8 protein-coding genes and 1 pseudogene are annotated in these 10,178 nt (G+C 71.4%); 2 read left to right on the top strand and 7 right to left on the bottom strand.

Features of this window, described 5'->3' with window-relative positions; genetic code table 11:
* A pseudogene (locus ABT245_RS08050) lies at nt 1-205 on the bottom strand (sigma-70 family RNA polymerase sigma factor); the annotation flags it as partial.
* Between the two features lie 74 nt (nt 206-279).
* Nucleotides 280-1,452: a glycerophosphodiester phosphodiesterase gene (locus tag ABT245_RS08045; protein ID WP_351730194.1), complete on the bottom strand. Its 1,173-nt coding sequence runs from the start codon at nt 1,450-1,452 to the stop codon at nt 280-282.
* A 352-nt stretch (nt 1,453-1,804) separates the two neighbouring features.
* On the opposite strand from ABT245_RS08045, the gene ABT245_RS08040 reads away from it, so the two are divergent.
* Complete coding sequence (locus ABT245_RS08040) at nt 1,805-2,554, top strand: lysophospholipid acyltransferase family protein (RefSeq protein ID WP_351730192.1); 750 nt, start codon at nt 1,805-1,807, stop codon at nt 2,552-2,554.
* A gap of 380 nt (nt 2,555-2,934) precedes the next feature.
* Here the strand turns inward: ABT245_RS08040 and ABT245_RS08035 are convergent, their stop codons facing one another.
* The 5 genes from ABT245_RS08035 to ABT245_RS08015 form a co-directional block, all read right to left on the bottom strand.
* A complete protein-coding gene (locus ABT245_RS08035; RefSeq protein WP_351730190.1) occupies nt 2,935-4,470 on the bottom strand; it encodes an MFS transporter in 1,536 nt (511 codons plus the stop codon).
* On the bottom strand, nt 4,467-5,018 hold the full coding sequence (locus tag ABT245_RS08030; RefSeq protein ID WP_351730188.1) for a TetR/AcrR family transcriptional regulator: 552 nt from the start codon (nt 5,016-5,018) through the stop codon (nt 4,467-4,469). Before ABT245_RS08030 ends, ABT245_RS08035 begins: the two co-directional genes overlap by 4 nt.
* 81 nt (nt 5,019-5,099) lie before the next feature.
* Nucleotides 5,100-6,071, bottom strand: coding sequence for an aldo/keto reductase (locus tag ABT245_RS08025; RefSeq protein WP_351730186.1), 972 nt, complete (start codon nt 6,069-6,071; stop codon nt 5,100-5,102).
* A gap of 491 nt (nt 6,072-6,562) precedes the next feature.
* Nucleotides 6,563-7,996, bottom strand: a complete 1,434-nt coding sequence (gene argH, locus ABT245_RS08020; RefSeq protein WP_351730183.1) for an argininosuccinate lyase — start codon at nt 7,994-7,996, stop codon at nt 6,563-6,565.
* A gap of 102 nt (nt 7,997-8,098) precedes the next feature.
* Nucleotides 8,099-9,292: an argininosuccinate synthase gene (locus ABT245_RS08015; protein WP_351730180.1), complete on the bottom strand. Its 1,194-nt coding sequence runs from the start codon at nt 9,290-9,292 to the stop codon at nt 8,099-8,101.
* Between the two features lie 176 nt (nt 9,293-9,468).
* On the opposite strand from ABT245_RS08015, the gene ABT245_RS08010 reads away from it, so the two are divergent.
* On the top strand, nt 9,469-9,915 hold the full coding sequence (locus ABT245_RS08010; protein WP_351730178.1) for a hypothetical protein: 447 nt from the start codon (nt 9,469-9,471) through the stop codon (nt 9,913-9,915).
* Nucleotides 9,916-10,178: the final 263 nt, after the last annotated feature.

Genomic DNA, 10,178 nt, shown 5'->3' with positions numbered 1-10,178 from the left:
GCCGGCTGCGCCGCGCCTCGGCGCGCACCGCCCGGCGCAGCCAGCCCTGCGGGTCGGCCGGCGGGCCCGCGGTGGCCAGGAGTTCCAGGAGGCGCAGCCAGACCGCCTGCTCCAGATCGGCCGGTTCGGCTCCCGCGGCATGCGCCTCGGCGCCCGCCTCGGCGGTGAGCAGCGGGCGCAGGGCGGCAACAAGGTCGTGCGTCATATGTGCGACGACGTGGCCGCCCCGGCACGGGTTGCCCAGGCGGCCAGGTGTCAACCCGAACGGGCGTCGGGCACTCAGCCGTTGACGAAGTCCTCGCGGGCGAGCAGACCGGTGTCCGCGTTGTCCGTGAACACACCGTCGATGCCGGTCGCGAAGTACGCCCGGAACGCACCGAAGGCGTCTCCGTAAGCGTCCGCGTCGGTGCCCTTGCGGAACTCCTTCGGCAGGAAGGGGTTCTCGTTGCGCAGGGTGTACGGGTGCAGGATCAGGCCCACCTTGTGCGCGTCCGCGACGAGCGTGGTCGGCGCGTCCAGGCTGCCGTCGGCCTTCTTCGCGATGACGAGGTCGAGGGTGGGCCCGATGCCCTGCGCGTAACCGGCGATCTCCCGCAGGCCCTTGGGCGTGATGAGGCCGGCCACGGTGCGCGGGTCGCCCGCCTCGACGAAGTCCCAGGGGCGGGTGCCCGCCGAGGAGAGCAGGACGACCAGCGGGTTGTCGACCAGCTTGTTCAGCCGCTGGATGCTGCCCGGCTCGAAGGACTGCAGGATGACCGGCGAGTTCCGCTTGTCCTTGCCGTACTTGCGCAGCAGCTTGGCGACCCGCTCCTCCAGGCCCAGGCCGAGCCTGCGGAAGTAGGTGGGGTGCTTGGTCTCCGGGTAGATCCAGACCTGCTTGCCGCGCCTGCGGGTCTGCTCGTCCTGCCACTTCAGGACCTCTTCGAACGTGGGGATCTCCCAGCGTCCGTTGTAGAGGTTGTTGTGCGGGCGGTTGGCCGGGATGCGCTCGACGGCGCGCAGGGTCTTCAGCTCGGCGAGCGTGAAGTCCTCGGTGAACCAGCCGGTGGTGGAGACGCCGTCGAGGACCTTGGTGGTCCTGCGGGACGCGAACTCGGGGTGGTCCGCGACGTCGGTGGTGCCGCCGATCTCCGGTTCGTGCCGGCACACCAGGTGGCCGTCCTTGGTCGGCACCAGATCACCGGCCTCCACGATGTCGGCGCCCATGTCGAGGGCCAGCTGGTAGGAGCCGAAGGTGTGCTCGGGGCGGTAGCCGCTGGCACCCCGGTGGCCGATGATCGTCGGCACGGGCAGGCTCTTCAGGCCGCCGCCCTGCCCCTTCGACCGGGACTCCGTGGCCCGCGCGGCGCCGGGCAGTCCGAGGACCGCTCCGCCCGCGCCGAGCACCGCGGCGCCGAGAAGCGCCCGCCGTCCGGTTCCCTGCGTCTGCTCGTTCGACTCGTGCCTGTCCATGAGGGCCTTCCTGCCGTCCGGCCGCCGTGTCCGACGCCCCCCTCCGGGCGCCCCGGCCGGTTCCTCTTCTGCCTTCTTCAATGTCTTCGTGCGATGCGGGCCGATCGTAGGGGCGTGGACATGACGGACGGGAGACTCGGGACCCAACACGCGGGTGCTGTCAGATGTCACGCGCGAAGCACGGGGTGACGGCGTGTCCGGAGCGGCGCGCGCGGGACGGGCGGGCGTCCGGCGGGTGGCCGGGCGATGTCCGTCACACCGTCGCTCCCGCGTCACACGGCGGGCCCGGCACGCCACCGCAGGTGAACCCGCGTCAATAGTGAGTAAGACATCGGTGAACCGGACGCCCCCGATGTGCGTATCTCCCCGAGCCGCGAGTATCGTCCTCACCTGCACAGACTCATACCGCCCCTCGGCATCGGAGGAACCGTTGTCCCGCTTCGCGCTCATCAAGGCAGTGCTCGGACCGATCATGCGCCTGATGTTCCGCCCACGGGTGGAGGGCGTGGAGCACATCCCGGGGGACGGTCCGGTCATCATGGCGGGCAACCACCTCACGTTCATCGACTCGATCGTGCTGCCGCTCGTGTCCAAGCGGCAGGTGTTCTTCATCGGCAAGGACGAGTACGTCACCGGCAAGGGCTTCAAGGGCCGCCTGATGGCCTGGTTCTTCACCGGCGTCGGCATGATCCCGGTGGACCGGGACGGGGCGAGCGGGGGCGTGGCCGCGCTGATGACCGGGCGGCGGATCCTGGAGGAGGGGAAGGTCTTCGGCATCTACCCCGAGGGCACGCGGTCGCCCGACGGGCGGCTCTACCGCGGCCGCACCGGCATCGCCCGCCTCACGCTGATGACGGGCGCGCCGGTGGTGCCGTTCGCCATGATCGGCACGGACAAGTTGCAGCCGGGTGGGCGGGGCATTCCGCGTCCTGGCCGGGTGACCGTGCGCTTCGGTGAGCCGATGGAGTTCTCCCGGTACGAGGGGATGGACCGGGACCGCTATGTGCTGCGGGCCGTGACGGATTCCGTGATGGCCGAGGTCATGCGGCTGTCGGGGCAGGAGTATGTGGACATGTACGCCACGAAGGCGAAGGCCGCCTGACGGGTCGCTGCCGCTCGGTGCGCCTTCGCTGCCGCTCGGTGCGCCGTTGGGGTGCGGGTGCGTTGTAGCTGGGCGCGCAGTTCCCCGCGCCCCCAAGGGGTTGCCAGGTAAGCGTGCCTTCGCGGGTGCAGGGTTTGCGGTCATCGGGTGCGGGTTCACTGTGGCTGGGCGCGCAGTTCCCCGCGCCCCCAAGGGGTCGCCAGGTAAGCGTGCCTTCGCGGGTGCGGGGTTTGCGGTCATCGGGTGCGGGTTCACTGTGGCTGGGCGCGCAGTTCCCCGCGCCCCCAAGGGGTCGCCGGGTAAGCGTGCCTTCGCGGGTGCGGGGTTTGCGGTCATCGGGTGCGGGGTTGTTGGGGCTGGGCGCGCAGTTCCCCGCGCCTCTAGGGGGATGGCTCTGAGGGGGTTTCCAGGGTCTGGTGTTTGAGGAGGAACCAGGCTGTTGCCGCTGTGGTGAGGAGGACTGCTGCTCCTGCGGCGGAGGCCAGGTGGAGGCCGTGGACGAAGGAGTCACGGGCCGCGTTCAGCAGGGCCTTAGCGGCGGGGGCCGGCAGGGTCGCCGCCGACTCCACCGCGCCGCCCAGTGACTCATGGGCCGCGGCCGGGGTGCCCGCCGGACCCGTGAAACCGCGGTAGGCGCCCGCCACGATCGAGCCCAGCAGGGCGATGCCCAGGGCGGCCCCCAGTTCGTACGCCGTCTCCGAGACCGCGGAGGCGGAGCCCGCCCGCTCCTTGGGCACGCTGGAGAGGATCACGTCGGCGGTCACCGTGAAGGAGAAGCCCGCACCCACACCGACGACCAGCAGCGCGGCGCCCAGCAGCGGATACCCCGTCGTCCGGCTCAGCGTCGTCAGCGCGGCGAGCGCCAGGCCCACCGCGGCGAGGCCCCCGGAGACCACGGCCCGCACCGAGAAGCGGCGGGCCGCGCGGCCCGCGACCAGACCGGCCGCCACCGCACCGACCGCGGCGGGCAGTTCGGCCAGCCCCGCCTCGAAGGGACGCATGCCCTGGACGAGTTGCAGGTACTGGGAGAGGAAGAAGACCAGGCCGGACATGCCGAGCACGGTCAGCAGGTCGGCGAGGACCGCGCCACTGAACCCGCGCTGCCGAAACAGCCGCATGTCCAGCAGCGGGACCGGCAGGGTGAACTGGCGGCGTACGAAGCCGTACAGCGCCGCCGCGCCCAGCAGGCCGATGCCGAGGGCGGCCGGGGCGAAGCCGTGCGAGGCGGCCTCCTTGATCGCGTAGACGACACCGATCATCCCGACCAGCGACAGGACGACGCTGACGAGGTCCCACGGGCCGGGGTGCGGGTTGCGGGACTCGGGCAGGGTCCGGGCGCCGACGAGCACGAGCACCGCCATCACCGGCAGGTTGATCAGGAAGACCGAACCCCACCAGAAGTGCTCCAGCAGGAAACCGCCGGCTATCGGACCGACGGCCGTACCGGCGGAGGCCGTCGCGCCCCAGATACCGACGGCGAGGCTGCGCTCGCGCGGGTCGTTGAACAGGTTGCGGATCAGGGCCAGCGTGGCGGGCATCAGGGTGGCGCCCGCGACCCCGAGCAGCGCCCGCGCCAGGATCATCAGCTCGGGGGTGGTGGCGTAGGCGTTGAGCACGGAGATCGCGCCGAACGCCGTGGCGCCGCCGAGCAGGATCCGCTTGCGGCCGATGCGGTCGCCGAGGCTGCCCATGGAGACGAGCAGACCGGCGATGACGAACGAGTACACGTCGCCGATCCACAGCAGCTGGTTGCCGGAGGGCCTGAGGTCCTCGCTGATGAAGGGGGTCGCGAGGCCGAGGACGGTCGCGTCGACGGCCACCAGCAGCACGGCCAGCACAAGGACGGCGAGCGCGAGCCAGCGTCCCGGGCGCTGCTCCGTCTCCGTCGCCGGGGCCGACCGCAGGGTGCCGCTCATGATTCCTCTCTCCGTACGGCGCCGCCGAGCAGCAGCTCGACGATCATGTGGGTGAAGTCCTTGGGGGCGACGCGGCCTTCCGCGACCGCCCAGGCGGCGGAGGCCAGCAGGCCGAACAGTGCCTCGGTGAGCCAGGCGGGAGTCAGGTCGATACGGAACTCGCCCGCCGCCTGGCCCCTGCGGAACAGGGCCGCGATGCGCTCGTCGATCCGGGCCCAGCCCTCGTTCTGCTCGTCGCCCTCGAACAGCTGGTTCTCGGTGTAGAGGAAGGCCAGCAGGCCGGCCGCGGGTTCGATCTCCCGCACCAGCCGCCGTACCGCCCCGCTCGCCGGGCCCTCCTCGGTGCGGGCCGCGTCAAGCGCGGCCAGGCACTCCTCGATGCCGAGCGTCTCCAGCGCCCGCACGAGCGCGTCACGCCCGGCGAAGTGGCGGTGCAGGGTGGCCCGGCTGATCCCGGCGGCCTTGGCGACCTCGTCCATGGTCGCGGTGGATTTGCGGGTCAGCAGGGCGGCTGCGGTGCGCAGCACGTGGTCACGATCCAAGGCCATGAGACAACCATAGACCAGATGAGACATCTTCGTCTCATCGTGGGCATGGGAGTATCAGCTGGCCGTGCGCGGCGGGATGGCTCAGTGCCAGGGCAGCTGCCCGCGCCGCTCCCAGTACGCGGCCGGTTCCTCGGCGAGCGTCCCGAGCCGGGCCAGTTGCTCCTCGTCCAGGTCGACGGCCGCGGCGTGCAGATTGGAGGCGAGCTGACCGGTGGTCGCGGCGCCGGACAGGACGACACCCGCCCACGGCCTGCGCAGGATCACCGCGAGGGCGACCGCGTCGCACCCCAGGGACGTCTCCTCGGCCACGGCCCGCAGCGCCTCCGGTGCCTGCGCGGCGGCCAGCCGCCCGTTGGCCATGCCCTCCTTCACGATCACCGTGAGCCCGGCGTCGTGCGCCTCGGCGAGCGCCGGCTCGGCGGAGGTCTCCAGGAGGTTGTACGTCGACTGGACGGTACGGAAGAGGGGCTCGCCGTCGACCGTGACAGCGAGGGCGGCGCGTACGGCGTCCGCCTGGGCCGGGCCGCTGGTGGAGAAGCCGATGGTCAGGCCCGCCGCGGCGGCCTCCGCGAGTTTCGCGTGCAGCTCCTTGTCGGCGAGGGCCGGGCTGTCCGGGGTCACCGAGTGGATCTGATAGAGGTCGAGCCGGTCGCCGAGCAGCCCGTCGGACTCGGCGCGCTGACGCGTGTACGCGGGCAGGCTGTGGTCCTTGACCTCGTGCCGCTCCGCCTCGGTGGACCAGTCGGCGGTGTAGGTGTAGCCCCACTTGCTGCCGACGACCACGTCGGCGGCGTCCGGGCGGGCGTGCAGCCAGTCGGCGAGGAACTCCTCGGAGCGGCCGTAGGAGCGGGCCACGTCGACGTAGCGCACGCCCTGGGCGTAGGCGGCGTCGAGGAGTGCGTGGGTGCGGGTGCGCAGCGCCTCGACGCTGCGGTCCTCTCCGAGGTCGTGTTCTCGGCCCAGGTTGATGTAGCCGGGGCGGCCGACGGCGGCGAGACCGAGTCCGATGTGGCTGGTCGGGGTGGTGGCGGTCGCGAGACGGGCGAAGGGCATCGCGGGCTCCGTTCGGTCGGCTGACTCCGACCCACGTTAACCGTGACGCCCTTGCTCGATCGCGGGGGCCTCGCGGCCTGCGTCGGCGGGTGCGGGTTGGTTGTGGCTGCTCGCGCCGTTCCCCGCGCCCTCTGATCTAACGACCGCCGTACAGCTCCGCGGCCTGCGGTACGTCGGCGGGAGCGGGTTGGTTCGTGGCTGCGCGCGGTTCCCCGCGCCCTGACGGGGCGCCTTCGCCCCCGCCCAATCACAGTGCGCCACCCCGGCGATCGCCACACCGCCCACGGCCTGCGGTACGTCGGCGGGTGCCGGTCGTTCGTGGCTGCTCGCACCGTTCCCCGCGCCCTGACGGGGCGCCTTCGCCCCCGCCCAATCACAGTGCGCCACCCCGGCGATCGCCACACCGCCCGCGGCCTGCGGTACGTCGGCGGGTGCCGGTCGTTCGTGGCTGCTCGCACCGTTCCCCGCGCCCCTGACGGGGCTCCGCGTGTCTAGCGGGGGGATTTTGCCGTCGCCCATTCGTGTTGGGCCCGCACGTTCGTCTTGAGTTCCGTCAGTTGGGTCGCCACCGCGGTGGGGGCCGTGCCGCCTCGGCCGTTGCGGGAGGCCAGAGCGCCGGGGACGTTGAGGACCGTGCGGACCTCGGGGGTGAGGTGGGTGGAGATCTTCGCGAACTGCTCGTCCGTCAGCTCGTCCAGTTCCTTGCCCTCGGCCTCGGCGGCCTTCACGCACTCGCCGGCCACCTCGTGCGCGACCCGGAAGGGCACACCCTGCTTCACCAGCCACTCGGCGATGTCCGTGGCGAGCGAGAAACCGGCCGGGGCCAGCTCCTCCATGCGCTCGCGGTGGACCGTGAGCGTGGCCATCATGCCGGTGAAGGCGGGCAGGAGGACTTCGAGCTGGTCGCAGGAGTCGAAGACCGGCTCCTTGTCCTCCTGGAGGTCGCGGTTGTACGCCAGCGGGAGCGCCTTGAGGGTGGCGAGGAGCCCGGTCAGGTTGCCGATCAGCCGGCCGGACTTGCCCCGGGCCAGCTCGGCGATGTCCGGGTTCTTCTTCTGCGGCATGATCGACGAGCCCGTGGAGAACGCGTCGTGCAGCGTCACGAAGGAGAACTCCTTCGTGTTCCAGATGATGACCTCCTCCGCGATCCGGGAGAGGTCAACCCCGATCATCGCGGTGATGAAGGCGAACTCGGCCACGAAGTCGCGGGATGCCGTGCCGTCGATGGAGTTGCCTGCGCTGCCGTGCTCGAAGCCCAGGTCCTTCGCCACCGCCTGCGGGTCCAGGCCGAGCGAGGAGCCCGCCAGGGCCCCCGAGCCGTACGGCGACACGGCCGTCCGCTCGTCCCACTGGCGCAGCCGCTCGGCGTCCCGGGACAGCGCCTGGACGTGTGCGAGGACGTGGTGGGCGAAGAGCACCGGCTGGGCGTGCTGGAGGTGGGTGCGGCCGGGCATCGCCACGTCCGGGTGGGCCTCGGCGAGGCCGATCAGCGCGTCCTGGAGGTCGGCGATCAGGCCGCCGATGATCCGGGCGTGGTCGCGCAGGTACATCCTGAAGAGCGTGGCGACCTGGTCGTTGCGCGAGCGGCCCGCGCGGAGCTTGCCGCCGAGGTCCGGGCCCAGCCGCTCCAGCAGTCCGCGCTCCAGGGCGGTGTGCACGTCCTCGTCGGCGACGGTGCCGACGAAGGAGCCGTCCGCCACGTCCGCCTCCAGCCGGTCGAGACCGGCGATCATCCGGGTCAGCTCGTCGTCGGTGAGGAGCCCCGCCTTGTGCAGCACGCGCGCGTGGGCGCGCGAACCGGCGATGTCGTAGGGGGCGAGCCGCCAGTCGAAGTGGACGGACGCGGACAGCTTCGCCAGGGCCTCGGCGGGACCGTCCGCGAACCGGCCGCCCCAGAGCCGTACATCACCGCTGTTGCTGCTCACTTGCGTTGCTCCTAGGAGAGTTACGGATGTGCCGCCGCCTCCCTGCTCAAAGGCGAGCGGGGAGGCGGTTGTCAGGCTGGTGCGGGTGCCGCCGTCGGGCGGTCAGGCCAGGTCGCGCTTGGCGGCGATCTTCGACGACAGGCTGTAGATGTCGATGAAGCCCTTGGCGGCGGACTGGTCGAACGTGTCGCCCGTGTCGTAGGTGGCGAGGTTGAAGTCGTACAGCGACTGGTCGGAGCGCCGGCCGGTGACCACCGCGCGACCGCCGTGCAGGGTCAACCGGATGTCACCGGAGACGCTGCGGCTGGCCTCGTCGACAAAGCCGTCCAGGGCGCGCTTGAGCGGGGAGAACCACTGGCCGTCGTAGACCAGTTCGCCCCAGCGCTGCTCGACCTGCCGCTTGTAGCGGGCCAGTTCGCGCTCGACGGTGACGTTCTCCAGCTCCTGGTGGGCGGTGATCAGGGCGATCGCGCCCGGAGCCTCGTACACCTCGCGGGACTTGATGCCCACGAGCCGGTCCTCGACCATGTCGATCCGGCCGATGCCCTGGGCTCCGGCGCGCTCGTTGAGCTGCTGGATGGCTTGCAGGACGGTGACGGGCCTGCCGTCGATGGCGACCGGGACGCCCTCCTTGAAGGTGACGATCACCTCGTCGGCCTCGCGGGGCTCGGCCGGGTTGGAGGTGTACTCGTAGATGTCCTCGATCGGGGCGTTCCAGATGTCCTCCAGGAAGCCCGTCTCGACGGCGCGTCCGAAGACGTTCTGGTCGATGGAGTACGGGGACTTCTTGGTGGTGGCGATCGGAAGCTGCTTCTGCTCGCAGAAGGCGATCGCCTTGTCCCGGGTCATCGCGTAGTCACGGACCGGGGCGATGCACTTGAGGTCGGGGGCGAGGGCGACGATGCCGGCCTCGAAGCGGACCTGGTCGTTACCCTTGCCGGTGCAGCCGTGGGCGACGGTGGTGGCGCCGTGCTTCTTGGCGGCGGCGACCAGGTGCTTGACGATCGTCGGGCGGGAGAGGGCGGAGACCAGCGGGTAGCGGTCCATGTACAGGGCGTTGGCCTTGATCGCCGGGAGGCAGTACTCCTCGGCGAACTCGTCCTTGGCGTCCGCGACCTCGGCCTCGACGGCGCCGCACGCGAGGGCGCGCTTGCGGATGACGTCCAGGTCCTCGCCGCCCTGGCCGACGTCGACCGCAACGGCGATGACCTCGGCGCCCGTCTCCTCGGCGATCCAGCCGATGGCGACGGAGGTGTCCAGACCGCCTGAATAGGCGAGTACGACGCGCTCGGTCACGGGTTTCTCCTCACAGTGCACTGGCTGACATGCATGAGTATGCAGAACTCTGCATGGTTCGTCAATCCGCGCGGGAATCGGTGGCGCGTTGAACGTTCGAAACCGCTTTCCCGTATGTCCCGGTGACGTCGGCGCCGCGTCCGTGAACCCACCCCTGACCCAAGTGAGGCATCCCCATGTCCAGGGCACTTCCCAAGTACGACAAGCGTCGCGTGACCTTGATCGGCGGCGCCGCCGCTCTGGTGCTGTCCGGCGCGGTGATCGCCGGCTCCGCGCTCGCCGGGGAGGGCTCCGAGGCCGGTGGCACCGACGCGCGCACGCTCGCGGCGCCGGGAACGATCAGCTGCCCCGATGTCGCCTCGCAGCTGCCCGCGATCCCGGCCTCCGCACAGGCCGAGGTCGACCGCAACCTCACCCTGCTCCAGACCCAGATCCAGGAAGCCGACAAACGCCTCACCGACACCGCCGGCCAAGGCGGACCCAACTTCGTGAACAACGCCATCCTCGGCCCCCTCAAGGACAAACGGGCCTCGACCATCGAGCGCATCGCCATCTCCATCGGACGCACGGCCGAGAAACCGACCGGCCTCGACTCCCTGGCCGCCTGCACGCTCACTCAGTGACGTGACAGGCAGCCGTGTCCGCCCCGTGTCAGCGCCGGCCGGGGCGGCCACGGCGAAAGCCGGATCCCGACGGACACCGGACGCGCAGGGCCCGGCTCGGGACGCCCGGCGCCGCCCCTGTCTCCCCCCGCGGACGGGGACACTCACCACACGGGGCCCGGCTACGACCCCGGAGGGGCGGGCTGCCCTCCCGTAGGGCCCGGCTCGGGGCGCGCGGCGGTGGGCCGGCGTCGGGGAGGGGCGGGCCTCGGTGCCGTAGGGCC

It is taken from the genome of Streptomyces sp. NPDC001508, from assembly GCF_040298665.1.
Lineage (GTDB): Bacteria > Actinomycetota > Actinomycetes > Streptomycetales > Streptomycetaceae > Streptomyces.
The sequence above is the reverse complement of the archived record's forward strand: the minus strand, read 5'-3'. Positions and strand labels throughout refer to the sequence as shown.

Bases quoted from the DNA above. Each gene is read 5' to 3' on its own strand.
- ABT245_RS08030 (WP_351730188.1), bottom strand. From the start codon at position 5,018: ATGGCCTTGGATCGTGACCACGTGCTGCGCACCGCAGCCGCCCTGCTG.
- ABT245_RS08035 (WP_351730190.1), bottom strand. From the start codon at position 4,470: ATGAGCGGCACCCTGCGGTCGGCCCCGGCGACGGAGACGGAGCAGCGC.
- ABT245_RS08040 (WP_351730192.1), top strand. From the start codon at position 1,805: ATGTGCGTATCTCCCCGAGCCGCGAGTATCGTCCTCACCTGCACAGAC.
- ABT245_RS08045 (WP_351730194.1), bottom strand. From the start codon at position 1,452: ATGGACAGGCACGAGTCGAACGAGCAGACGCAGGGAACCGGACGGCGG.
- ABT245_RS08025 (WP_351730186.1), bottom strand. From the start codon at position 6,071: ATGCCCTTCGCCCGTCTCGCGACCGCCACCACCCCGACCAGCCACATC.
- ABT245_RS08010 (WP_351730178.1), top strand. From the start codon at position 9,469: ATGTCCAGGGCACTTCCCAAGTACGACAAGCGTCGCGTGACCTTGATC.